The 23,514-nt window shown below is 38.8% G+C and carries 26 protein-coding genes and 5 pseudogenes; 10 read left to right on the top strand and 21 right to left on the bottom strand.

All coding sequences use genetic code 11. The features are described from left to right. Positions 1–38: 38 nt before the first annotated feature. Both AC4CV5_RS10170 and yneA read right to left on the bottom strand, forming a co-directional pair. Positions 39–692 (bottom strand): YneB family resolvase-like protein, encoded by a 654-nt coding sequence (locus AC4CV5_RS10170; RefSeq protein WP_490922669.1) that lies wholly within the window; start codon positions 690–692, stop codon positions 39–41. A gap of 18 nt (positions 693–710) precedes the next feature. After that, the gene (yneA, locus tag AC4CV5_RS10165) at positions 711–1,028 is read right to left on the bottom strand and encodes a cell division suppressor protein YneA (protein ID WP_166852493.1); all 318 of its coding nucleotides are present in this window, start codon (positions 1,026–1,028) and stop codon (positions 711–713) included. Positions 1,029–1,178: 150 nt separating this feature from the next. On the opposite strand from yneA, the gene lexA reads away from it, so the two are divergent. Next, positions 1,179–1,796: a transcriptional repressor LexA gene (lexA, locus tag AC4CV5_RS10160; protein WP_166852495.1), complete on the top strand. Its 618-nt coding sequence runs from the start codon at positions 1,179–1,181 to the stop codon at positions 1,794–1,796. Positions 1,797–2,191: 395 nt separating this feature from the next. Here lexA and AC4CV5_RS10155 read toward each other — a convergent pair whose 3' ends face one another. Continuing rightward, positions 2,192–2,584: a hypothetical protein gene (locus AC4CV5_RS10155; RefSeq protein ID WP_490922668.1), complete on the bottom strand. Its 393-nt coding sequence runs from the start codon at positions 2,582–2,584 to the stop codon at positions 2,192–2,194. 110 nt (positions 2,585–2,694) lie between these two features. Then, on the bottom strand, positions 2,695–3,117 hold the full coding sequence (gene fosM, locus AC4CV5_RS10150; RefSeq protein ID WP_166852497.1) for a FosM family fosfomycin resistance protein: 423 nt from the start codon (positions 3,115–3,117) through the stop codon (positions 2,695–2,697). 205 nt (positions 3,118–3,322) lie between these two features. On the opposite strand from fosM, the gene AC4CV5_RS10145 reads away from it, so the two are divergent. Then, positions 3,323–3,775, top strand: coding sequence for a YndM family protein (locus tag AC4CV5_RS10145; protein ID WP_490922667.1), 453 nt, complete (start codon positions 3,323–3,325; stop codon positions 3,773–3,775). 22 nt (positions 3,776–3,797) lie between these two features. Here AC4CV5_RS10145 and pghL read toward each other — a convergent pair whose 3' ends face one another. From pghL to AC4CV5_RS10090, 11 genes and pseudogenes are all read right to left on the bottom strand, one after another. After that, the gene (pghL, locus tag AC4CV5_RS10140; RefSeq protein WP_490922666.1) at positions 3,798–4,556 is read right to left on the bottom strand and encodes a gamma-polyglutamate hydrolase PghL; all 759 of its coding nucleotides are present in this window, start codon (positions 4,554–4,556) and stop codon (positions 3,798–3,800) included. Positions 4,557–4,787: 231 nt separating this feature from the next. Then, the gene (locus AC4CV5_RS10135; RefSeq protein ID WP_166852504.1) at positions 4,788–5,102 is read right to left on the bottom strand and encodes a hypothetical protein; all 315 of its coding nucleotides are present in this window, start codon (positions 5,100–5,102) and stop codon (positions 4,788–4,790) included. Positions 5,103–5,194: 92 nt separating this feature from the next. Next, positions 5,195–6,833 (bottom strand): annotated as a pseudogene (locus AC4CV5_RS10130) (YndJ family protein). Beyond that, the gene (locus tag AC4CV5_RS10125) at positions 6,830–7,450 is read right to left on the bottom strand and encodes a DUF4166 domain-containing protein (protein ID WP_490922665.1); all 621 of its coding nucleotides are present in this window, start codon (positions 7,448–7,450) and stop codon (positions 6,830–6,832) included. The pseudogene AC4CV5_RS10130 and the gene AC4CV5_RS10125 overlap by 4 nt, the downstream one beginning before the upstream one ends. 4 nt (positions 7,451–7,454) lie before the next feature. Next, on the bottom strand, positions 7,455–8,261 hold the full coding sequence (locus AC4CV5_RS10120; RefSeq protein WP_222142894.1) for a hypothetical protein: 807 nt from the start codon (positions 8,259–8,261) through the stop codon (positions 7,455–7,457). A gap of 155 nt (positions 8,262–8,416) precedes the next feature. After that, positions 8,417–9,577, bottom strand: coding sequence for a Ger(x)C family spore germination protein (locus AC4CV5_RS10115; RefSeq protein ID WP_217501552.1), 1,161 nt, complete (start codon positions 9,575–9,577; stop codon positions 8,417–8,419). Between the two features lie 43 nt (positions 9,578–9,620). After that, positions 9,621–10,712 (bottom strand): spore germination protein, encoded by a 1,092-nt coding sequence (locus AC4CV5_RS10110; protein ID WP_166852514.1) that lies wholly within the window; start codon positions 10,710–10,712, stop codon positions 9,621–9,623. Positions 10,713–10,741: 29 nt separating this feature from the next. Continuing rightward, a complete protein-coding gene (locus tag AC4CV5_RS10105) occupies positions 10,742–12,307 on the bottom strand; it encodes a spore germination protein (RefSeq protein WP_166854667.1) in 1,566 nt (521 codons plus the stop codon). Between the two features lie 241 nt (positions 12,308–12,548). Further along, on the bottom strand, positions 12,549–13,739 hold the full coding sequence (gene chrA, locus AC4CV5_RS10100) for a chromate efflux transporter (RefSeq protein WP_166852517.1): 1,191 nt from the start codon (positions 13,737–13,739) through the stop codon (positions 12,549–12,551). A 162-nt stretch (positions 13,740–13,901) separates the two neighbouring features. Beyond that, entirely contained in the window at positions 13,902–14,090 is a 189-nt protein-coding gene (locus AC4CV5_RS10095; protein WP_148961729.1) for a hypothetical protein, read from the bottom strand. A gap of 15 nt (positions 14,091–14,105) precedes the next feature. Next, positions 14,106–14,353, bottom strand: a pseudogene (locus tag AC4CV5_RS10090) (hypothetical protein). Positions 14,354–14,503: 150 nt separating this feature from the next. Here AC4CV5_RS10090 and AC4CV5_RS10085 point away from each other — a divergent pair. Next, positions 14,504–14,938 (top strand): SRPBCC family protein, encoded by a 435-nt coding sequence (locus AC4CV5_RS10085; protein WP_490922663.1) that lies wholly within the window; start codon positions 14,504–14,506, stop codon positions 14,936–14,938. A 48-nt stretch (positions 14,939–14,986) separates the two neighbouring features. Here AC4CV5_RS10085 and AC4CV5_RS10080 read toward each other — a convergent pair whose 3' ends face one another. After that, a complete protein-coding gene (locus AC4CV5_RS10080; protein ID WP_456521008.1) occupies positions 14,987–15,385 on the bottom strand; it encodes a hypothetical protein in 399 nt (132 codons plus the stop codon). Between the two features lie 161 nt (positions 15,386–15,546). Next, complete coding sequence (locus tag AC4CV5_RS10075; protein WP_376768341.1) at positions 15,547–15,672, bottom strand: hypothetical protein; 126 nt, start codon at positions 15,670–15,672, stop codon at positions 15,547–15,549. Between the two features lie 71 nt (positions 15,673–15,743). On the opposite strand from AC4CV5_RS10075, the pseudogene AC4CV5_RS10070 reads away from it, so the two are divergent. The 5 genes and pseudogenes from AC4CV5_RS10070 to AC4CV5_RS10050 form a co-directional block, all read left to right on the top strand. Next, a pseudogene (locus AC4CV5_RS10070) lies at positions 15,744–15,872 on the top strand (twin-arginine translocase TatA/TatE family subunit); the annotation flags it as partial. A gap of 235 nt (positions 15,873–16,107) precedes the next feature. Then, entirely contained in the window at positions 16,108–16,329 is a 222-nt protein-coding gene (gene cotC, locus AC4CV5_RS10065; RefSeq protein WP_166852527.1) for a spore coat protein CotC, read from the top strand. A 227-nt stretch (positions 16,330–16,556) separates the two neighbouring features. After that, on the top strand, positions 16,557–16,922 hold the full coding sequence (locus AC4CV5_RS10060) for a YoqO family protein (RefSeq protein ID WP_376768340.1): 366 nt from the start codon (positions 16,557–16,559) through the stop codon (positions 16,920–16,922). Positions 16,923–17,104: 182 nt separating this feature from the next. Beyond that, positions 17,105–17,827 (top strand): YrpD family protein, encoded by a 723-nt coding sequence (locus AC4CV5_RS10055; RefSeq protein WP_166852530.1) that lies wholly within the window; start codon positions 17,105–17,107, stop codon positions 17,825–17,827. A 160-nt stretch (positions 17,828–17,987) separates the two neighbouring features. Continuing rightward, positions 17,988–18,200: pseudogene (locus AC4CV5_RS10050) on the top strand (hypothetical protein); the annotation flags it as partial. Positions 18,201–18,355: 155 nt separating this feature from the next. Here the strand turns inward: AC4CV5_RS10050 and AC4CV5_RS10045 are convergent. Both AC4CV5_RS10045 and AC4CV5_RS10040 read right to left on the bottom strand, forming a co-directional pair. Further along, positions 18,356–19,195, bottom strand: coding sequence for a thymidylate synthase (locus AC4CV5_RS10045; RefSeq protein ID WP_222142890.1), 840 nt, complete (start codon positions 19,193–19,195; stop codon positions 18,356–18,358). A gap of 272 nt (positions 19,196–19,467) precedes the next feature. Further along, positions 19,468–19,580: pseudogene (locus AC4CV5_RS10040) on the bottom strand (hypothetical protein). A 397-nt stretch (positions 19,581–19,977) separates the two neighbouring features. On the opposite strand from AC4CV5_RS10040, the gene cotU reads away from it, so the two are divergent. Further along, positions 19,978–20,262, top strand: a complete 285-nt coding sequence (cotU, locus tag AC4CV5_RS10035; protein WP_166852539.1) for a spore coat protein CotU — start codon at positions 19,978–19,980, stop codon at positions 20,260–20,262. Positions 20,263–20,909: 647 nt separating this feature from the next. Here the strand turns inward: cotU and dutA are convergent. Together dutA and AC4CV5_RS10025 are read right to left on the bottom strand one after the other, a co-directional pair. Further along, a complete protein-coding gene (gene dutA / locus AC4CV5_RS10030; RefSeq protein ID WP_166852542.1) occupies positions 20,910–21,344 on the bottom strand; it encodes a dUTP diphosphatase DutA in 435 nt (144 codons plus the stop codon). A 30-nt stretch (positions 21,345–21,374) separates the two neighbouring features. Beyond that, a complete protein-coding gene (locus AC4CV5_RS10025) occupies positions 21,375–21,836 on the bottom strand; it encodes a DUF2691 family protein (RefSeq protein ID WP_166852545.1) in 462 nt (153 codons plus the stop codon). 484 nt (positions 21,837–22,320) lie between these two features. Here AC4CV5_RS10025 and alr point away from each other — a divergent pair, with 484 nt between their 5' ends. Beyond that, positions 22,321–23,505: an alanine racemase gene (gene alr / locus AC4CV5_RS10020; RefSeq protein ID WP_166852548.1), complete on the top strand. Its 1,185-nt coding sequence runs from the start codon at positions 22,321–22,323 to the stop codon at positions 23,503–23,505. Positions 23,506–23,514 lie beyond the last annotated feature (9 nt).

Below are 23,514 nucleotides of genomic sequence, written 5' to 3'. Positions count from 1 at the left end.
CTATATAGTACTAGATCAAAAAGAGTTTTACAACTGATTCACTCGGCTGTCTCGTCATTCTCTATGTATTCCTGAAACCGCCGGTGGACGGTCGCTTTAGACACATCATAGCCAAACCCTCTTAGCGTAGCCGCGATTTCTGCGAACGTCAGTTTATTCGCTCTTAGACGGACGATCTCTGAGATTGGGACCTCTATTCTATCCTTTCCGCTGTTTTCATGTTGATTTTTCAGGTTTTTTTGCGGTTTAAAACCATTTTTTACTGCACGCTTCATTCCCCGCTTGATTTTCATGTTGTGAATTTTCCGCTGGTATTCCTCCACAATGCTGACGATCTCCAGCACCATCGAGTCAGCCTCCGATAGCTCCAGCTCACCTCTGTGAGCCGTTGTATAGACCTTCACACCTTCTCTGTAGATACAATGAAGCAATGCGATTTTTGCATTTCCCCGCCCGAGCCTTGTCTCATCCTGAACCAAAATGACATCAATTCCAGAATTTTTGATCTCATCAAGCAGTTCAAATACACCGTCCCGATCCATTTCGTATCCGCTGGCTTTTTCAGAAATCACTTTGAGGACTTCCATGCCGTTCTCGGCTGCAATGGCCGTAAGCTCCTCCTCCTGCCGCTTTAATGAAGTCTCCTGCTGTTCTTTATTTGTGCTTACGCGGGCATAAATGAGTGCTTTCATTTTTTCTATCTTTCCTCTCTATCTTACAGTTGCCAATTCATATGCATCCTGATGCTTCTTTTTCAACGGAATCACCAACTCATCTCCCGGCTGGATATCAGACGTCTGAAGATGATTGTTATCAGCTACCCATTCAATAAAATCATTTTTGTTTATCTTTTTTGTATCTGCTACCTGATCAGCAATTGACCAAAGTGTGTCGCCCTGCTGGACTTCTATTTTAACATACTGATTAAGCTCCTGACCGCTGCTTGTATATGATAGCAAAAGGATAACCGCGCTCAAAATCACTGTGAACAGACCGACAAAAATAATAGATTCTTTACTCATGATCATAACCTCCAACAGGAATGTTTGTTCGCTTTTTTATAATTTCAGTATATACGAACAAATGTTTCTGTCAATTGTTTTTTTCGAACCTATGTTTGTACTGTAAGGAAAATCATGCTATAATCTACTTAAAATCGACGTTTTGAGGTGCGAAAAATGACGAAGCTATCAAAAAGGCAACTTGATATCCTCCGTTTTATTAAAGCAGAGGTTAAATCAAAAGGATATCCGCCTTCCGTGAGAGAAATCGGAGAGGCTGTCGGGCTTGCGTCCAGCTCAACTGTACACGGCCATTTGGCCCGTTTGGAAACAAAAGGGCTGATCAGACGGGATCCGACAAAACCTAGAGCAATAGAAATACTTGATGAAGAAGTAGACATTCCGCAAAGCCAGGTCGTAAATGTACCAGTCATTGGGAAAGTCACGGCGGGATCTCCTATTACAGCAGTAGAAAATATTGAAGAATATTTTCCTCTTCCTGACCGTATGGTTCCTCCTGACGAGCACGTGTTTATGCTGGAGATTATGGGAGACAGTATGATTGAAGCTGGTATTTTCGATAAGGATTATGTCATCGTTAAACAGCAAAATACAGCGAACAACGGGGAAATTGTAGTGGCGATGACAGAAGATGATGAAGCTACGGTAAAACGTTTCTATAAAGAGGATACTCACATTCGCTTACAGCCTGAAAACCCAACGATGGAACCTATCATCTTGCAGAATGTCAGCATTCTAGGGAAAGTGATTGGCGTGTTCAGAACCGTCCATTAACCTATTGATCTATCAGATGCATGAAAAACCCCCTCTTCCTTTACGGAGAGGGGGTTTATTGTACGAAAAAAGCAGGCTCGCCCTGACTTTTGGGTGCGAGCCTGAATAGGAGGAAAAAGAACATCATGTTTACACCATAATTATCCACTAAATAATTGTTGAAGTCAAGAAATTTTCTTTCCTTCAGGAAACTTTTATCATAATAATGTCCGTTTAAAACATTAGACGTTATCTCCTTAAAAATGTTTCATTTTCTTAGGTCGTGGAATGATGCTGCTTCATGTTTATGTAAGGAGCGCGGCAATTGAGTTTTAATGAAAATTTAGTACATTGTATAGTTGGTTCAACATTTTCCAAAAAAACAGCTCACTTCTCTTGATCAACGTGAGCTTCAATTAAAATGAAACATATTGTATACCATAACTGCCCTTTACCCGAACACTTGTGCAGTTTTCTGAATGTTCTTCTGCAAATATACGGTAACGGTGAAATGAATCGATAGCAACCTTATCCTGAGCACTAAAATCAAACCAGCTGCCGCTGAATTGCCTCGTACTCAGTGTTGTATATTCTCCCATAAGCCCCATCCACTGAAGTTTAACCTCAACTGAACAAGTATTGGCTCCCAATATCGTAAACTGATAGCCTAAAAAATAGTCGATCGCCGGAACATCACTGATATTTTCCAGAACAAACGTTTTTGTGCTGTCATTTAAAATAAAGTCTGTTGTGTAATCAAAATCTAAAGCTGACGCATGGGTACTGCTAATGCTAAAAAAACAAATCAAAACTGTTGTTAAGCCTAGGATTTATATTTTCAATCACATCCCTCCCTTTACCATATTTTAACCATACATGATTTTTATGTATGTGTTCTGTGTAGTAGCAAGAGGTCGTCTCAATCATAAAAATTCATATGCGTTTTTTGCTGTTTATAATACCGAAGCCTGTCTTGAAGGGTTCCGGTATGAAATTCAAATTTATGGCCGTCAGGGTCGGTAAAATAAATTGATTTTCGATCGCGTTCATCTCGTTCTCTGCCAGGCAGAATATTAACATGAAGCCTTTTTAATTTTGCTGACATTTCCGCAAACTCATGATCTTCAATAGTAAAAGCAATATGTGTATAAGACGCCTTAATGTCATTTCTCGGAATGTCAGGTTCTTCATTAAGCGCAAGCCAGATGCCATTTAAATCAAAATATGCTGTTGTTCTTCCCTTTACCAGAAGCTTTGCATCAAACACTTTTTGATAAAAATCAATTGATGTATCCAGATGAGAAACTGAAAATAACAAGTGATTGATTCCTTTTATCTTCACAAATCATCCCCTCCTTGAAAGCTGATCATTCATTTGTACGACTTTTTCCCAAGAAAGTTTCATCCAGCCAGAAAAAAATACCAGTGTAAACAAAATCGGATTGTTTAAAATAATGACTGTACAGCGATGGCCTTTTATGGATTCGATTTGAATAATTTGTTTACTGCCAAGGGTTTTCTTCAAAAATAACAATTTAGGTGGTCAAATGAAACATATCATTGCTCTTGCTTCAAAGGTTGCTTTTACTCTCGCCCTTTTATATGTGATTTTGGACAGATTCTATCACGCGCCCTTTTTAAGTGTGATGTTTATTGCACTTTTCTTAGGTTTTGTTTCCTATCTATCCGGTGACATACTCGTCCTTCCCAGAACAAACAATATTACAGCTTCATTGGCTGACTTTGGACTTTCATTCGTTATTCTTTGGGTCTTTGTTTTAACCCAAACAAGAAACGGTTTCTCACCATTTTCAGCTGCTCTGCTTTCCGCTGCCTGTCTAACTGTTTTTGAATACTTTTTTCATCGGTATTTGCTAAAAAATGTGCTGGATGAAACCTTCCGAAATGAACTGTCAGTCAGAGATAACATGCTGCAGTATCAAATAGAAGCCTCAGACGAGCTATTTCCTGACGTTACGAAAGAGCAGCATGAGGAATAGGAGGCTTAGTGCCTCCTATTTTTCAGTAGCTATTATTGATAAAACGGGACATTACCTCAGTAAAATCATAAAACCTTTCATTTTGAGTAACAGATCTGCTTTTTAAAGAAAAAATGCCGAACAAAGATCTTCTAAAACCTGTGCTCATTTCTAACTGGATGCTCAAACCTGTTTTTGATTTATTTGCAATGTTATTCGGACTTACACCTGCATGCGGATGGTCTGTACTGAGCAATACAGCTGGAAAACCCTCATTTTGCAGTTTTTCAACTAAATCTGCCGCTCTTATGCGATCTGTACCGCCGACTTCGATCTGCTGATCTTCTTCTGCATACCCATGCAATGAAATGACATATTCATGACTTCCTGTCATCTTCAGAGCCCAAGGCTCATCAAAATGCGTGCTTGTAATATGAAGCACTGAGTTTCCTGAAGATTTTAAGCCTTCAAATAAATACATTGAGTACTCTTTGCTGAGCTCTCTTGCTATTTCACTTGTCCCGCCTTCAATACCTCCTCCGTGAATCGCTAAAATAAGGACAGGGCTGCCGGCTTCCTTCGTAACAATGCCGTAATCAGAAGGGTCTTCATTGTTTTTTAATTCCTCAAAATTCTGATATACATCTTCAGCATATATTGAAGAAATCGGAGTAAATACCATAAAAACAAACAATAATTTTACAATATTAAGAGTTGATGGAAAACGTTTGGCTATGTTACAATCAACATGCTTCAAGGAATGGAGCAAACGGCGGAGCAGGGATACTTTGGCCGGTTTCATCTACTCCGCCTCTAAGTCCATATCAACAGGATGTCGGTTTCTTTGAGGCTTTAGCACGAATTTCTCGTCCTCCTTGTTAAATTTTTGTTAAATTCACAATATTATATACCATTAGCCCGGGCGCTGTTCTTCCCATTTCTGAATTTATGAAAAGTAAGTTGGAACCACCTTCCTTTTTCCCTATTCTCATATCAAACAAAAAAACGCACCTGCCCTTTGGCCTGTGCATTTTTATTTTCTTTTCATTCTTCTTTTCTTTTCTTTATTCAGTTTCATGATGTTTTTTTCAATTTTCCTTATTTTTTGCCTTTGCGGGATTGTTTTCACTTCATAATAAACAGCGATAAACCCGCTTAATGTCACTGCTGCGATGTAAAGGACACGCTGTTTGATCATCCGGTCAGCGCGCCCATGATTACCCGCTTCTTTTTCCAGTCTTTCGATCACGTCTTTATCGAACAGCTGATCGACATACACTTGTTTCATTCCCACTGTAAACCCCGCAGCTAGCCAAAGAATCAGAAAACAACTGATATAAAACATCATTAATCCTTCCTTTCCCTTCTAGATGCGGCGCAGAATTGGAATGTATCTGATCTACTCACTAAACAGCTGGATGACGAATCCTCTTCTTTATGTTAGGTTCTTTCATTTGGACGGACAATATGTAATGATGTAATGTACAGTTAGAAATTTAATTCCAAACAGCCACATGTGATGAACAGCAGTTAACTTGTTGTCATGCATAGCTTCTATCAGAAAGGTTTCAGATAAAGGCAGCGGACAAGTTCCCGCTATTGTTTGCAGATAAATCCCCTCATCCCCGGCTCCGCTTTTTCTCCGCCTGCTTGTCAAAACCAGCCTCTCCTGATGATGATAAGGCTTTAAAATGCCTGTCATGCTGCTGAATGGAAGCGGGAGGGAGATGTTCATATACCCTTCTCCATTTGAACGATACACTGAATATAAAGCTGTAAAAATGGTTTCGTCTTTTTCATTTGTTCTGATCCAGGCACGCACTTTTTTTCTTCCGTCTTTTTTCGAATTGACACCCTTTATAGTGCTGTACATCCTATACCAGTCTGGGTTCGTCGACAGATGTATTTGGCCGGTTCTTCTGCTGAACCATTCGTAAACAATTGCAAACGGCCGAAACCATGTGCTCCACGTCACTTTTGCCTTTACATTATAATCAATGGTTTGTTCATAAAACGATAGTATGAACGGCGCCAGATTTTCCGGTAAAAAATCTTTTGAACGAAGGCTTCCCATATCATTCACAAGCCCTCTGTACGGAACGTTATCTTCAGCTTGAATGTTAGCTAAAAAGTCTTTTCCAATCCTTCTTTTTCCGTAGATACGGCTGAATGCCTTTCCGCTGTCTGCATCAAAGGGCTTCGGATCTTCTATTCTCCATCCTATGAGAGCGGGCAATATAACAAAAAACGCGTTAACAAAACCGTGAATCCAAATCATCTGATTAATGGTTAGTGTAACGTCTTGCCGAAATACACCAAATGAATAAACCATCGAGAAAGTGATCGTTATCATTAGTACGGCAGAAGAAAGCCGAATAAGAAATTTCCCTGTCGTGCTTCGAAAAGCTGTGGTGAACACCAAAAATGTGTGAAGATAAAGCGCCGCCATATAGATGCCAACCGCAATGATATCAAGTGTTTTTGAATATGTGATGCCAAGCGCGATAAGAAGGGGCGAAATTAAAATCACCCATGTTATCCACCTGTACAATATCCGATTTTTTCTGGTGATTCTCCCGAGCAAGCCATTAAAGATCGGGATAAGAAAAGCTGAATAGTGAAAGTGGACAGCAGTCAGCAAAATGATGAGAGGGCCGAATTGCATGATCTGCAAATGTGCAGCATAAGCAAAAAACCAAAACCCTCCGCCCGCCAAATAGATAAGCCCGAACAGAACTGATGTCTCTTCGATTCTATGTATCTTTGTTTGCCGGAGGCGAAGAATCGCATATAACGCCATAAAAACTGTGTACATCCACCAGATCAGCGCGAAACCCCCGATGTCTGTCACAAGAGCCAGCACCGCAAAGATAGCTGCTGCCGGATAGCACTTCATTAACGCAGATTCTAGAGATTGAGCAGCCCGAAACTGAGGTTGATAAAAGACAAAAGGAAAAATTCCCGGTACGAAAATAAGAATGGATAACAAAACAAGTGCCTCTGCCACTGAAATATGGGGTGTTTCCGCTGCAAGAAATCCTATAAAGCAAAGCGCACTGACCATGCCATTTCGTTTCAGCATGATTCTCTCTCTTCTTCCTGAAACGTTCCTTTATAAAAGAAAAGAGTCCCGAGAATTGTATTTTGCACATGCACTTGAATGGTGAAGCAATTCTTGCTTTCGTCAAACGTTTCGCAAACAACGGATGTACCCGTCAGCCATTTTGGCAGCGGTATTCTTTTTCCGCATAGCAATAGCCATTGCTTTTCCGATGTAATCGTAAGAGAGCCATCAGGAGATGCCTCGAACGCTAAAACAGACAGCAGAAGATGAGGTTTGCCGAAGAAATCAAGTATTCTATCTTCTTTTTCGTCGTATACCATTATCGCGTCAAAGAAACGTTTATTGCCTTTAAAGTAAAATGTACGATTCCATTCTATCCCGATATGATCCCGATTCATAAGACAAGTTCTATTTTTTATCATAAATGGGATGTCTTTGCCTCTTTCTGAAAAGAAGCACCTGAAAAAAACACCCAGCTTTAACAGCATTCTGACCAGAAAAGAGCCTCCGCTTATTTCTGACATCGTTCCTGTCCCGCTGAATGTATGAGATTCGTCTAATTGATATCGTTTTTGCAGCTTGGGATGCAGCAAATGATAGTTCTTGATCGTTTTTTCGTATATCGAACTCACAATGTCACTTCTTTCTCTTTCGTTTTGTATGCCGGGCACTGGGGAGCTGCAGACTAAGAATGCCGCTTGCCGCAGAAAAAACACTTAACAGAATCCATAATAATATCTCAGAACCTAGAAAAGCGAATCCAGCAAAAATACAAGCCTGGACAACATGAATGATCCACTTTCTCTTTAATGGAATCAGCCACAAAATACCGCATCCTATCTCAGCTGTTCCTACTAAAATGCTTGTTTCAAAACCTGTAAAACCTTGATAAATCCAAAACAGACTGAAAAACAGACACATTAACACATAGACGATAGCAGATCGAATGGAGTGTTTCGGATGTTTATTTTGCTCAATCCAAAGTCTTAAAGCATCGAAACTCCATGCAGTCGCCCAGCCAAGAAGCGGCCGAAATAATAAGCAATCGATCCATCTTCCCGGCACTCCGTAGGCTGTTTTGTATTGGTACTGTGTTAAAAACGTCATTTTCCCGTTGTCTCGTTGTATATACTTCCAGTACCCGCTGCCATGCTGAATCAGAGATAACGGATGATCAGAGCTAAAAGCCAGTGAGGAAACTCTTTCAGATGAACATTTGTCGAATACACCGACTGTTTCTCCTGTACCCGATACCTTTAAACCAAAGCCTATCCTTGTTTCGTAAAGAAACTGCTGCCTTTCGCAAGGCTGCTTATGCAAATACGTGATGTTTGAAAACCGGAGGTCCCACTCTTTATGCAACGATGGGTTTTGTGTATATTCCCAGAGCTTATCCAGATCAGATCTCATTTTGATTTCTACATAAATCGGTTTCTGTCTCATAGCCCCTCCTCCCTTCTATTTGAAGCAATTCCTATATTAGCATATTGATCGTTTTTAAAAATACATCTTCCTAAAAAAAGTATTTTAATCCTGAAAAATGCATAGAAAAAGAAGAGATATTCCCCTCTCTTCTTTTTAAGCATCTATTTATTTCATCACTGAGTTTTAACCGTTCCATAATGATTAATTGTGGCGTTTACGCTGTAAGTGATGTCAGCCTTACTGAAGGTGTCATCCCAGTTATTTTTCATCTTTTTCCATAAGCCCGGATGCTCAAGTCTTAAAGATTCATCAAAACCCGCAACATCTACTTTATATTCATGCTGGATTTTTTTTAATACATTATCGACTATTTTCTTTACTTCATTTTCAGTATTGGTTTCAATACGTTCTAAAAACTGAGTGTCCAACGTCTCTTTTGTGTTCCAGTTTTCAACCAAATCTCCTTCTGATTTTATATCGACATGGAATGAAATATCTGTTCCTTTTACTATCGGCTTGATTTTGCTTTTTATGTTATTGATATCATAAGCAATCACCTGTTGGCTCTTTTTATCATAGCTTTTGACAACTCCGCCTTTTCCCTCCCCGGCAATCCATGTAATCCCCTCCGTTTCATATTCATTTAAAGTGCCGATCATTTTTTTAGACTTCCCGTTGATTACCGCTGCTCCGGAAAACTTGACCGCTCCATTTGCCGAGACCACATTTTGCAATAAAAAACTGCTGCCGGAATGCAATTTTCCGATTAGTTTCGCGAGTGTCACAGGGGGAAGAATTCGTGAAACTTTATGTTCATTTTCGCCTAATCCAATCAGCCGAAATGCAGGAATTTCACCGCTCTCTTTCAGCTGAAGGGCATCTCTCGCCTGCCCTTTTGCAGATAAAACAAGACAGCTCAGCCTGATTTCATTATCACGAAAAAATTGATCTAGCATTTTGTCGATAGGATATGTACGCAGCACATCTTCACTCATGACCACAACTTTTAAATGCGGGCTAAATACTTCACGGTCCCTTCTTAACGCAACCTCACTTCCAATCTGCTGTAACGAATCCCCCGTTTCACTAATATTAATATACGCTTTTTGCGCCCCTTGTGCGCCACCGCCTCCTCCGCTTGTACCCGCGCCTGCCGCTTTTTCATTAACAAATTGATAGGTCAGCGTAATGTTGTCTTTTTTCGGATAGCTCCCGCCCTCTTCTTGTAACTCTTTTTCAGTGTTTGTTTCTCTTCCTTTATCAATTGCGATAGCGAATGTGAGACCCAGCTCTTCTATTTCCCGGCTGCTCCAGCATCCTGTTACGCAAACCATCAGCAGACATACTATGACAATAGCGGACACTGGATGTTTTATGTTACTTTTCACCTCTTTTCCTCCATTTCGATATGACTAAAAGCAAAATCGGCAAAGCGCCAAATATATACAAAGCCAAATGACTGACCATATCGCCCAAAATAAACACGTCATTTTCATTTTTTGGCATGCAAGAGAAGATATAAATAACAGGAAGCAGCCCAAACATACAAGAAAGTGGTTTCTTTTTGAAAACTTGCGAGACTCCCAAAGAAGCTGCATAAAAAGTGATAATAAATGTCGCAAAAAGCTGCATAATCCAAATGACAAGCAGAAATGATTCAAACCGTTCAAATATTAAACCAGGTATTTCAAAACTTCTCATCAGGTCAAGTCCCGGCCATGTTCTCGTCACAACTCCATCAACTGATAGTGCACCGATAACCATAATCAGCGTAATGATATAAAAACAGCTCACAACACCTGTCCCGAACACAACAGCTTTCATTGCATTCTTTGGTTTTTTCATAAACGCCACTAAAATGAGCATAATTTCCGAACATGTAAACGAAAGGGTCGTTGTCTTTACTCCTTTGAGAATCGGCATTATTCCATCCCCAAATACAGGGCGTAAATTGTTGATCTCAAATATCCCTATGCTCATGAGGGCTATCGTTAAAAAGATGATGACCGTAATCGGAAAGATCATTTCAAAAAGCCGGGCAATCGGATCAAGCCCTTGTGTAATCGAATAAAGCCCAATCCAAAGAACTATCATAATAATGGCCCAAGACGGTGTCCCTTCAAGGAGAAAAAACTCCACGATTTCGGACATGACTCTGACTTCAAATGCACCGAGCACCAAAAAATAAGCAATGAAAACGATACTGATCAAACCGCCGATCCATTTCCCTACAATATGTCTGGAATATTCATAAAATGTTTCCTTAGGATACTGCTGGCTTAATTTAACTATGATGATCCCGGCTATTACGGCGATGACCCCGCCTAATAAAACTGAAATCCATCCATCAGGAGATTTCGTTTGTTCTGTTACTGTCCGAGGGAGCGTAAGAACTCCGGCAGCAAGCATATAATTAATGATGATAATCGTTGCTTGAGCGGTTGTAATTTTACTGGTTGGGCTGAACATGAGACTTTATCACCATCCTGTTTAGTTCATCACTTCACCCGTTTTGTATTATCTGTATTCATCATTTTAGGCCGGCGCTTCATGACTAAAAGAGGCATTCTGATGACGAAATCTTTCCAATCTTTCAGGTGATAAGGCACTGCCGGACTTGCGTATGGGACACCAAAACTCTTTAGCTTTACGACATGGCTGCTTAGCAGGAGATAATACATAATGACACCAAATAATCCAAACACCGCCGCGCAAAACATTGCACCAAACCGAAGCATTCGAAGTGCTATCCCTGTACTGTAATGCGGGATGGCAAATGAAGAGATTGCTGTGAGCGCAACGACAATGACCATGATAGGACTGACAATCCCCGCTTGCACTGCTGCTTCCCCGATAATTAATCCGCCAACTATTCCTATTGCAGGTCCGATCGGTTTTGGCAGACGAAGCCCCGCTTCCCGTAAAATTTCGATCGCAATTTCCATAAATAAGGCTTCAATGAGGGATGGAAATGGAACACCCTGACGCGTCCCAGAAATTGAAATAGCCAGTTTGGTCGGAATTAACCCCGGATGAAAAGAAATAAATGATATATATAAAGCCGGCGCAAATAACGTTATGATTGCCGCAATGAACCTCAGCAATCTGATGAGCGAGCTTGGGAACCATCGTTCATAATAATCTTCAGGCGATTGGAGCACCATGCTGAAAGTAACCGGAACAAGCAAGGCAAACGGCGTGCCGTCAAGCAGAATGGCTACTCTTCCTTCCATTAATCCGCTTATGACTCGATCAGGCCGTTCTGTACTCTGTACTTGCGGGAATGGGCTCAAATAATTATCCTCAATTAGCTGTTCAACGTAGCCTGATTCCGGCAAATGATCGATCTCAATCCCTCTTACTCTTTTTTTTACTTCCTCGACCACTTTGGGATCTGCAATGTCATTCATATAAGCAATGATTAAATCCTTTTTTAGCCGTGTCCCTACTTCAAATTTCTGCAATGTTAATTGATCATTTTTTCCTTGCTGTCTTAAAAGAGCTGTATTCGTACTCAACTCTTCTGTAAAACCCGTGCGCGGCCCTCTGACAAGTGCTTCTGAAAGCGGCTCTTCGATACTTCTATTTTGTTTTTTTACTGTTCCCAGAAGAAAGGCCTGCGGCATTCCGTCAATAAGAAGCGCTGTTGAACCCATAAAAACATTCAGCACGATTTCACTGATTTTCTCTGATTCTATGACATCACCGATTGATCCGATTTGATTCTTTATATACTGCGAAGTCAATATACCTTTACCGGATTGAGAAATTGCGTCGCTTACCTGATGAGGCTGATTCATGACTAACGCTGATAGTCCTTTATTGACCAAATCCTGATCAGACAGTCCATCAACAAAGATCAATGCTGCTTTCACATGTAAATGAGTGATCTCAAGTTCACGGAAATGAACGTCTCCGTTATGTCCGATTTTCCTTTTTAGATGCTCAATGTCATATCCGGCATTACCGGTTAACACATCATGATCCTGCTTTTCAGTTTTTGTATGATCTGATTCTTGATGCTGCTTCTGTGTTTTGTACTGATTGCTCCGCCACCTCATAATTGCACCTTCTTATATATGAATCCAAGTAAACACTTTATTGATTGCATATGGAATGAGAAATACAACTAACGCTTGAAACCACACAATCCAGTCAGTAAGTGTTGATATCATGTTATCCATCTGTCAATTCCCTTCTGTCTAATAGGATTATTTTTCCCGCACATCTACTTTTTATGTTCGTCTTTTTTTTCAATAAAAAAAGCATGATGAACGTCTTCATCACGCTTTAAAGGAATCAAATTTATAGAAGGTTCAGAAGAAAGCCGCCAATCACACCAGTGATTACAATCACCCAAGGAGGCAGCTTCCAATAAGCAAGCATACTGAACAATATGGCCGCAAATGCAAAATCAATCGGATTCAAAATCGCACTTGTCCAAATTGGAAAATAAAAAGCTGAAATTAAAATTCCGACTACCGCTGCATTCACTCCTGCAAGAGCTCCCTTTAGGTTAGGATTTCTCCGCAAAACATCCCAATAGGGCAACGCACCTAAAATCAGCAAAAACGCAGGCAGGAAAATGGCGATAGCAGCTAACATTCCGCCCTGCCAGCCGCCCATGACTGCACCCAGATAGGCGGCAAATGTAAATAACGGACCCGGCACAGCTTGTGCTGCACCATATCCTGCTAAAAATGCTTCTTTGCTGATCATTCCAGCTGGTACAAATTCCCGTTCCAATAACGGCAATACAACATGTCCCCCGCCAAAAACCAAGGAACCAGCCCTGTAAAAGCTGTCAAACATAGAAAGCCAGCGCAAATCCGCAGATTCTCGCAGAACAGGCAGAAGAACAAGCAAGACGAAGAATAATGAAAGACACACTGTTCCGAATGCCTTAGAAATAGGAAAATGGAATGCTGATTCTTTTTTGTCGATAGAGTCTTTAAACAGTAAAAAACCAATTGCTGCTGAGATGATTATAATACCTGCTTGGACAAACGCGGTTTGCCATAAAAGTGAAACAACCAATGCAAACAAAGCAATCGTTTTTCGCTTAACATCAGGCGTCAGTTTTTGAGCCATTCCTGTTATAGCATGTGCAACAACTGCAACCGCCACGATTTTCAAACCATGAATCCAGCCGGCTTGCTCTATATCGGTACTTTTTAACAAAAGGGCGAATATAATAAGTGCCAAAACAGAGGGTAGCGTAAAGCCAAGAAATGAAACGATACCGCCAAGTAACCCGCCACGCATAACACCAATCCCAATCCCAACTTGGCTGCTCGCCGGTCCAGGCAAAAATTGGCATAAAGCAACCAAATCAGCATAGCTTTTTTCATCCAGCCATTTTCTTTTGCGAATATATTCTTCATAAAAGTAGCCCAGATGAGCAATGGGACCTCCGAATGATGTAAACCCAAGCCTTGTTGAAACAATTAAAATTTCTATCAGAGTTTTAAAGCTGTTGCGCTTATGTTTGTGCATTGCTCCCTCCCATGTTCTCAGCATTTTTAAAAAGCAGAAACACTCCACTTAAGTATAAAAAACTGAAACATGTTTGCAAGCGCTAGTTTGAAATGATAACGAATCTTAACTTTATTATCATAAAAAGGCTCAAATCGAGCCTTTTTTACAGTCCTGAATAAACTAATATTCCAGTTTGAAGCTTTCTGCCTGATCTGACACTTCCACAGGTATTCCCATTATCGTTTTTGGTTTGGAAACGTAAACAAAGCGCATCTCTTTCTCTAGTTGCTGAAACGTTTTTTCACTAACTACGATTCTAGCCGGCTTTCCTGGACTGTTATCAATGGCTGCTTTGATTTTTCCAAGCATAAAAAACCTCCTGTTTTAGATTAATATAACCATTATGAAATTGATGACAGCTAAAACTCCTGAAACATAGCTATACGTTTATTCCTTCTCCAGAAAAACAGCACATTAGCTAATAAAACAAAACTGATGAACGCATCAAATCCGCGCAGAACGATTTGGCTGAACAGGATTTCCGGTTCAAAAATAACCATTGCCGCTGCACAAACAATCAGGAATGAAAAGACGAAGATGTACTCTCTCTCCGTATTTTCTTTCTCGTACACCCAGAACAACCCCTTTCACAGATCAAACTGGATGACTGATACAATGTTCACCAACAGGCTCCAGCATAAATCATGCAAGCTATGGACATGATCTTATTAGTTATTATATGATTTAATTGAAAAAACATCATATGCCAAGAGGTAAGCAGAATGAATCAAAAACACGAAAATAAATTACCGGATATTAAAAAAAATATGATCCTGGAGGCACCTATTCAGAAGGTCTGGGAAACAGTCTCCACTTCAGAAGGCATCGCCAAGTGGTTTATGCCCAATGACTTTCAGCTGAACGAAGGACAAGAATTCCACTTACAATCACCGTTTGGGCCGTCTCCTTGTAAAGTTTTGACTGTTCAAGTTCCCACTGAACTTTCATTTGAATGGGATACAGATGGATGGGTCGTTACCTTTCAATTAGAAGACTTGGGAGAAAAGACGAGGTTTACCCTTATTCACGGCGGCTGGAAGGAGCCAAATGAAGTGATCGGCAAAGCAAACGAGAAGAGCTCTATTATACGCGATAAGATGGATGGAGGCTGGACAGGTATTGTAAATGAACGACTTCGTAAGACTGTCGAAGAATAGACAAAGAGAGAGGTGTCTCTCTCTTTTGTTTTCAAAAGTCTAAGGCCATCAATCATAAAACGTAACGGTTTTTGATTTACCAGAGTAATCGGTAACAAAGAACTCGGCCTTGTTATTGCTCCCATCTACAAATTTTCCAATACTGCTAAAGGTATGGCATTCTCCGGGTGAAAAATAGTTTGACCCTACATAATCATCAGGATTGTCACCGGCATCATCCTCATATAAGTGCAGCGAAACAGAAAAAGGAGTGCTTCCTGAAAGGCATACTCTAAAATCTCCTCCGCTCGAATATACCGTCGGACTTGAATAAGTATATGTGTAAGTCCCCAGCTTATCCCACTCTCCAGCTCCTGCAGTCCCCGTTTGTTCTGCTTGTGCTGTTAATGGAAAAACCGCAGCGAATCCTAAAACAGACAGGAATCCAATTACCTTAGTAAATCGCATCATCCAAATCTCTCCTCTACTTCAATCATATCAAGTCACAGTACTATACGTATCATTTCTTTGAATTCGATTCTGATATGCCTTCCCGTATGGCCGATATGATCTCAATACTCCTTACCTTGTTCGTAAAACCTATAGATACTAGCCAGCGTCAACCACATTTAATCCAGCTCAACCCTCCCCGCTTTTTTTTGCAAATGGCATTGGACATTATATTCAGCTGCAGCAGTATTATGAATCCCGCATGTGATTTCGTTGCGCCAGCTGCCGGTTTTTAAAATGTTCAAAATAAACGCATTTTCATTTTAACCGTCATCTCTTATCATTTGTTTAGCTGGTTATTCTTCAGCAAGAGAGCATGGAATTAAACTGCACAAATTTACTCGTTATTTTATTTGTAAGGTTTTTCGTATTTGGACATGATAAACTGCCCGCGCTTGGCTGTTATGCAGGAAAAGCCTTATCAGAATGTAAACAAGTGACCAGCTGACTGACTAAGGATGTGAGAAAAAGTGATTTCAGAAAACAAAGAAGACAAACTAATATAAGATAAATGATTGGGCCGATGAAAAATCGGCTTTTATTTTGATTTGTTTCTGTGTCATCTGCCTCTTTTTCTATGATTTGGACAGCCCTTTTTTTCTTCTATGATTTTAACTGTCCAAGCCGCACAATCAATTCGCCATATAATAAAGCGTATCAACAATAAAGGAGGAGTAAATATGGGTTATTACAAAAAATATAAAGAAGAGTATTACACTGTCAAAAAAACGTATTATAAGAAGTATTACGAATATGATAAAAAATACGATCACCATGATAAAAAATATTACGACTGTGATTATGACAAAAAATATTATGACTATGATAAAAAATATTATGATCACGACAAAAAAGACTATGATTATGTTGTAGAGTATAAAAAGCGTAAGAAACATTACTAAACTCCATTAAACATCTCCTCGTTTTCACTTTTTCCCCGGCTAATGCCGGGTTTTTTTGTTTGACCTACTGTTGGTATAATCTGAAGTTTTCCTTAATGACTGAATCTAAATTCATGTTGAAAATTTAGTACATAGTTTAATTAGTTTATGTAAGTGCGATTTGTTCTGCTTCCAAGTATTGTTGTTATAAAGGAACTTTTGTAAGCTTTTTAAGGGTCATATATAAAATGAGAGATTCTTTGTCTAAAAACATAGCACTTTATCTCATGTTACTTTGCCTATTTATATCAATTGCCATGAAAAACTTTGATGTAATAAAAACGATTGCCAATGTTAGCTGCTTTGTATTCGTTTTGCTGTATGTTAAAGAGGAATTGAAAACATATACACGTAACTCGTTGGCGATCCTAAGTATTTGTTTTCTTTTTTTAGTCGGTATCTGTTCTTTTATGATTTTGCATGGACAAGCAGTTATTAAAGATCATCCCTTCTTTATCGGCTGGAAAACAATGGCGGTCATTCTTTTGATTATCATTTCTTTAAGCATTTGTGCTTTTATTTTGAGGAAGATTTCAAATCGGTTAAAACGATAGTGAGCTAATCATTTGATCTAATAAATGTATAAAGTTTCAGATTGGAAGAGCAGTTTCGCCATATATAAACAATCCAACATGAAATTTACTGGCAAATGAAATATTTTGTCGATTTATATACATAAACACAATTCCAAAATAAGGTATAATGAATAGCGAAACCACTATCAAAAGGGGGAATTTTGTTGAAAAAAGTATTGATTGCAGGTGCAGTAGGAACAGCAGTTCTTTTCGGAACACTTTCATCGGGTATTACAGGCTTGCCCGCGGCAGACACTCAAGTCGCAAAAGCAGCTTCTCAGCTGCCTAAAGGCATCGGCGGCCGCGCCTACCTGAACAGTACTGGCCAAGTTTTCACAGCTAAAATCAAGCTTCCGGACACGGTAAAACATGAAGACTCGGTCTCCACTCCTTATATTTATTCAGGATTTAGCGCAACTAATGGAACTGAGGCGGATATCGGGCTTCAGTACAGCAAACAATACAACGTCTGGAAGCCCCTCATGAAGGTGGGGTCCAAAAATGAAGAAACGTACATCGAAGGAAAGGACAAATTCACATACACTAAAGGCTTCCGTCCAGGAAGCACAGTCCAAATGACAATCTATAAAAATTTGAATGGCAATACACGCATGACCCTTTGGGGAACGAACAATGATGGTTATACCGGGCGGATTATCACAGAAATCCAAGGAACCAACATCGGCACGATTTCAAAATGGAAAACACTTGCTACCGCGGCGGTATCTTATGAAAGTCAGCGTAATTCCATCAAAACAACTTTTTCAACTGCTTTTAACAATATTACAATTGACAATAAAGCCGTCACACCTGTGGTAGATACACAGGATTCCGCAAAGGTTTCTGTTTCAGGAAATAACGTTACGATTTCTGTTAATAAATAAAGAAGCAGAAAAAGGCCGCCGGCATTGCCAGGCGGTATTATTAGGACAATTACACAAAAAATAGCATGCTGTTCATAGCTTGGTTTATTTTAGAAATAATCATCAGAATCTTCAGCTCATTTGTTTATTATATCATATTTTAATTTAGGGTGGAAATTGTATGAAATATGGAAAGACAGGTCCTATTGGAATGCTTTTGGTTATTATAGCGCTTCTAATATCAATGTATTTTATGTTTAATACAAAAGCGTTGATACCTGCTGGATATGATCTCGCCATTCATGGAATTGTAATATCCAGAACCTTAATGATCGCTTTCACTTTGTATTTAGTTTCAAAATTAGGATATTTTCTTCTAAATAAAAAAGATTAACTTTAAAAGTTAATCTTTTTTATATGAGTCTTTAAAATATATATGTATTAATCTTTTTAACTTCTTCGATAATCCAATTTAATTCATCTTCCTGATGTCTTAGAAATAAAATTAAGATCGCCTACTACAATACAGTGATCAATAAAGAGGCAGCATTAAACTGCTACCTCAAATAAAAGCTTGTCCCCATGCTTATAGTTAATTAACTTGAAATCATCAATCGTAAAGTCATAAAAATCTTTGACTTCAGGATTGATCCATAATTCAGGTGCTTCAAACTGTTCTCTTTCCATTTGAATTTTCAAATTGTCGATATGACGTGTGTACACATGGCAATCACCAATGTTAAAGATATATTCACCAAGCTCATAACCAGTCACTTGAGCAATTATGCGCTGCAAAACATTATACTGGAATACATTAAATGGATTCCCCAATGCCATATCATTACTCCGTGCTCTTACCTCGAGATGGAGCTTACCTTGCTTAACATACCATTGAGTTTCGTATACACATGGCGTTAAAGCCATTGCGTCTAATTCATCAGGATTCCACAGCATTGTAATGTGTCTGCGTGAAGATGGATTGTTCTTCAATTGATGAAGAAGATGATCAACCTGATCCACTTTTTCTCCATTTAGATTTCTGTTTTTCTTCCCCAGCTGAAATCCATATGCATTTCCGATAGTGCCGTTTTCTTGTTTCCACTGATCCCAAATATGTACGCCCATTTTGTTTAATTCAGTAACATCGTTAGATTTTAACTGCCAAATCCAAAGCAATTCTTTAATAGCTGTTTTCCAGGCTACCTTTTTTGTCGTTAAAATAGGCACTTCTGAGTTGTCAAACCTCATTTGCTTACTGATGACGCTAAGTGTATGAGCCGGTGTTCCATCAGAGTCCCACTTGGTTCTGACATTGAATTCTTCATCTGAGATTCCATTATTCATAATGTCCTTTATGATTGAATTGTATTGTTTATCGAATTGAGTCATGACTATTCATATCCTTCTTTCATTTTCAGTTCCTTGGCATAATGTATTACGAAAACAATATTAACGCAAATACTAAGCACGTGCAGTGCATATAAATCGAGATTTTTATTCCAATCACTGTAAAAGAGGAGTTAGCCCCCTCTTTTACACCTGTATATCCTCATAGCACAGTCTGCCACATAGCTCATAGTTACCGCCTGTTTGATACATACACCGTTGATAACATTGTTGAGGATTATAAGAAATGATTTGATATTGAGGCACATGAAAATTTAAATAGTAAGGTGTTTGTGTATACCAAATTGGATATTGTCTAAACACATTATATCCTCCAATCGCTCCCTCTGTTTAATGCATTGTATTTTACCTCCATATCAATTGTCATTTGTCCATGTGCAATTGGGCTTTCTTTAAAACAAATTCCCTATCATTTTATTCATTTGATCATTGACCTTTCTTTTATGATATTCTGACCGGTTCTGCTGTTTGTTGAGGTCTAACATTAAATCTTTTTAAAGGCAGCATCAAAATAACATCATAGAGCTCTTGAATTTTCGAGACGTTCAAATATCCCTCTTTATGAATCTTCTGCATACACTTTATGATTTTATACTTATTTACAGTTATTGAGTCCTTTCGCCTTTTAATAAGCAGTTAATCTGTTTTGTTTTTCAGAAAGTTTTTTTAAACAGCCTCTTTTTACTATTATTATTTCATTTGACCATACCATATTATTTAAACCTCATAAATTAATTTCGAATGAAATAAAAGGAGGAATTTAATTGGGTTATTATAAAAAATATAAAGAAGAGTATTACACTTGGAAAAAAACGTATTACAAAAAGTATTACGACCATGATAAAAAGCATTATGATTGCGACAAAAAATATTATGATCATGATAAAAAACATTATGATTACGACAAAAAGTATTACGACCATGATAAAAAACATGATGATTGCGACAAAAAGTATTATGATGATCACGATTATCATTACGAAAAAAAGTATTATGATGACGATGAGCATTATTATGATTTTGTCGAATCGTATAAAAAACATCACTAAATCGCTTAAACATCTATTTATCCCCGGCGACATACCGGGGGTTTTTTTATGCTATTTTTCGACGATCGCAGATTTTTTTGTGAAGACTTGTGTCTCATTTCATCTTATATTTTGAACTTGACCCATAGCTGCTCTAAATTCAATTATTAATCAAAACATGTTATTTAACCTGGCTAATAATTAGCGTCATTATTTGTTTTTAGTTGCCTTCCCCTACCTATAAAAATCTAGATAAAAGTATTCTGTTATTTAATATCCCCCCTGCAACCTCTCCTAATATGTGTTAAATTTAAAATGACTGTTTATATAAGGAGTGTTATTTTTTGCTTAAACTTATTAAGATCTGTTGTTGCCTCATTCTTTTAATGTTATTAATCTATTCATTTTTCAACTATAACCCTAAATTTTTTTCTTATGTTCAACTGATTTTTGTTGCACTTTTTATTTACTTTGGGATTGATTCTTTTAGGAAAAAACAAAGATATCATGGAGCTCTTTATTTTATTATTGCGGGATGCAATTTTTACTTAAATATTGGAAATATAGTCTGAGCATAACATTTCGATTTATGCGTATGATGATATGTACCCTGGCTGAAACCTCCATTGTTCAGATCACAGCATGAATACAGCCAAGGTTTTTATTATTTACTTCGTTCCAGTTGAACCGTGTCCGCCTCTATCTTCATTCCCTAAACGCCCAACTTCAATTAATTCAAGTGCAGGCATCTTTTTCATGATTCTGAACTGGCAGATCCGATCCCCTTTCTTAATCTCTGTGTCACGTAACGCATAAGCAGGAAAGAACCAGAAATCGTTGTCTCCCTTGTACGACTCATCGATAACACCCATTGAGTTTGTTTGAATAACGCCAAAGTTCTTATATGTACTTGAACGAGGAACGACATGAGCTTCGTAACCTTCAGGCAATTCCATTGCTACACCTAATGGGACAAGTTTAAATTCACCTTTTTTGATTGCTACATCTTCAGCAGCTCTAAGATCAATCCAATCCCCTTGCTCAATTTTGCTGATTCTTGTTTGTGTTTCATCTATATATTTGATTTTAATTTGCATTGTCATATGTATTACTCCTTTAACTTTATTGAATGATCATACGGTAAGGCCTGTTCTTGCGTCGTTTTCATCAGTTATAAATTGAACTTCCCCAAAATCATTCTTTATTGCATTGAAGTATAATTTTTCAATCGTATTTTTGTTTTTACAGTATATCGAAACATAACTGTTATCAGCTATCAATAGGACAAATTCGCAATCACTGTCAACAAACTCTTCATATGTCTTGACTAGATCAACTGTTTTTCCAAATGGAAATGCTTGCAGTTCAACAAAAATGGTATAGTACTGATTTGTTTTTAATCGATTCGCAAAGTCAGTCCCTTCTACAATGGCGTAATCATTAAAGAGCTCCTCATCACCTAGCTCTCCGTCTACAACAAAATAGGATTCTCCACTCGCTTGCCACAAATAATTAGCTATTTCAAATGGCTGCAGTATTCTCCATAGATAATTTCCATATTCATTCGGTATTTGAAAACTTACTCCCCTTTTCATGTATATCCCTCATTTAAATGATTCTCAATATGAATTTAATTATATACTCATATGTTCGATTTGTGGAACAGGACGTTTGATACCGATCTTCTTTTACGAATTTTCTCAGTCCTTCTTATTTAAAAAGTTCTTCCAATATTCAGTAACATAGGCATTCCCCTTTCTTTATCAAGAAGAATTAGCCCGGCCAGCACCTTCATATAAATGTCCTGCTTATTTTTCCCGAGCACTTCTACGCGGAAGATTTCCGGTTAATGGAATCTTTCCGGAAGACAGAACCGTTTCATGTTTGGGTTATAGATCACTGAAAGCAAGTTATTTATGTACAACTTCGGCATCGGTAACATCTTGTTTACCATAGATTGGCTGTTGAATGATTTCAAATGAAGTTGAATAAAATAAGATGGAAAGTATCCAACAATTAACATTTATGTTTGCGGCTAAATGCGGTTTTTACTATTCCATAAGAAGGAAGGAAGCGTTAATGACAAAGCTTTGCCGAGAAGTTTGGATCGAAGTCAATCTTGATGCCATAAAAAAAAATTTACGAGCGATTCGCCGTCATATTCCAAATAAGAGCAAAATTATGGCTGTCGTAAAAGCGAACGGTTATGGTCATGGGTCTGTAGAAGTGGCGCGTCATGCACTGGAACACGGGGCGAGTGAGCTCGCTGTTGCCAGCGTGGAGGAAGGAATCGTTTTACGAAAAGCGGGGATTACAGCACCTATCCTTGTGCTTGGTTTTACCTCCCTTAGTTGTGTGAAAAAGTCAGCAGCTTGGAACATAACATTATCAGCATTTCAGGTTGATTGGATAAAAGAAGCTAACGAGATATTGGAAAAAGAAGCGAGTACTGACCGGCTGGCTATTCATATTAACGTGGATACTGGCATGGGGCGATTAGGTGTACGCACAAAGGAAGAGCTATTAGCAGTAGTGAAAGCACTAAATGCAAGCAAATCCCTCAGGTGGGCAGGGATATTTACACATTTTTCAACCGCCGACGAAGCAGACACTACACTAACCAAGCTGCAGCACGAAAAGTTTATTAGTTTTCTCATCTTTTTAAAACATCAGGGCATTGAACTGCCCACCGTGCACATGAACAACACGGCGGCAGCTATCGCTTTTCCGGAATTTAGTGCTGATATGATTCGTTTAGGCATAGGCTTATATGGTTTATATCCTTCAGCCTATATCAAACAACTAAACCTCGTGAAACTTGAACCTGCATTAAGTTTAAAGGCGCGTATCGCTTATGTGAAAACGATGCGGACAGAACCTCGAACCATTAGCTATGGTGCTACATACATTGCAGAACCCGACGAAGTAATTGCTACACTCCCGATCGGATATGCTGACGGTTATTCTCGCGCGCTTTCCAACCGCGGGTTTGTTCTTCATCGAGGGAAACGAGTGCCAGTGGCGGGAAGAGTGACTATGGATATGATTATGGTTAGTTTAGGAGAAGACGGTGAAGGTAAACAAGGAGAGGAAGTCGTGATTTACGGTCAGCAAAAAGGAGCTGAGATTTCAGTTGATGAAATTGCTGAAATGCTCAATACGATTAACTATGAAGTGGTGTCTACATTAAGCCGCCGCATCCCTCGTTTTTATATAAGAGATGGCGAATTTTTCAAGGTATCAACTCCAGTACTATACGTGTAGGTTTGTACT

The sequence above is a fragment of the Bacillus sp. NS1 genome (genome assembly GCF_058248265.1).
The sequence above is the reverse complement of the archived record's forward strand: the minus strand, read 5'-3'. Positions and strand labels throughout refer to the sequence as shown.

Bases quoted from the DNA above. Each gene is read 5' to 3' on its own strand.
- AC4CV5_RS10170 (WP_490922669.1), bottom strand. From the start codon at position 692: ATGAAAGCACTCATTTATGCCCGCGTAAGCACAAATAAAGAACAGCAG.
- yneA (WP_166852493.1), bottom strand. From the start codon at position 1,028: ATGATCATGAGTAAAGAATCTATTATTTTTGTCGGTCTGTTCACAGTG.
- lexA (WP_166852495.1), top strand. From the start codon at position 1,179: ATGACGAAGCTATCAAAAAGGCAACTTGATATCCTCCGTTTTATTAAA.
- AC4CV5_RS10145 (WP_490922667.1), top strand. From the start codon at position 3,323: ATGAAACATATCATTGCTCTTGCTTCAAAGGTTGCTTTTACTCTCGCC.
- pghL (WP_490922666.1), bottom strand. From the start codon at position 4,556: ATGAAACCGGCCAAAGTATCCCTGCTCCGCCGTTTGCTCCATTCCTTG.
- AC4CV5_RS10135 (WP_166852504.1), bottom strand. From the start codon at position 5,102: ATGATGTTTTATATCAGTTGTTTTCTGATTCTTTGGCTAGCTGCGGGG.
- AC4CV5_RS10120 (WP_222142894.1), bottom strand. From the start codon at position 8,261: ATGAGACAGAAACCGATTTATGTAGAAATCAAAATGAGATCTGATCTG.
- AC4CV5_RS10115 (WP_217501552.1), bottom strand. From the start codon at position 9,577: ATGGTTTGCGTAACAGGATGCTGGAGCAGCCGGGAAATAGAAGAGCTG.
- AC4CV5_RS10110 (WP_166852514.1), bottom strand. From the start codon at position 10,712: ATGTTCAGCCCAACCAGTAAAATTACAACCGCTCAAGCAACGATTATC.
- chrA (WP_166852517.1), bottom strand. From the start codon at position 13,739: ATGCACAAACATAAGCGCAACAGCTTTAAAACTCTGATAGAAATTTTA.
- AC4CV5_RS10095 (WP_148961729.1), bottom strand. From the start codon at position 14,090: ATGCTTGGAAAAATCAAAGCAGCCATTGATAACAGTCCAGGAAAGCCG.
- AC4CV5_RS10085 (WP_490922663.1), top strand. From the start codon at position 14,504: ATGAATCAAAAACACGAAAATAAATTACCGGATATTAAAAAAAATATG.
- AC4CV5_RS10080 (WP_456521008.1), bottom strand. From the start codon at position 15,385: ATGCGATTTACTAAGGTAATTGGATTCCTGTCTGTTTTAGGATTCGCT.
- cotC (WP_166852527.1), top strand. From the start codon at position 16,108: ATGGGTTATTACAAAAAATATAAAGAAGAGTATTACACTGTCAAAAAA.
- AC4CV5_RS10060 (WP_376768340.1), top strand. From the start codon at position 16,557: ATGAGAGATTCTTTGTCTAAAAACATAGCACTTTATCTCATGTTACTT.
- AC4CV5_RS10045 (WP_222142890.1), bottom strand. From the start codon at position 19,195: ATGACTCAATTCGATAAACAATACAATTCAATCATAAAGGACATTATG.
- dutA (WP_166852542.1), bottom strand. From the start codon at position 21,344: ATGACAATGCAAATTAAAATCAAATATATAGATGAAACACAAACAAGA.
- AC4CV5_RS10025 (WP_166852545.1), bottom strand. From the start codon at position 21,836: ATGAAAAGGGGAGTAAGTTTTCAAATACCGAATGAATATGGAAATTAT.
- alr (WP_166852548.1), top strand. From the start codon at position 22,321: ATGACAAAGCTTTGCCGAGAAGTTTGGATCGAAGTCAATCTTGATGCC.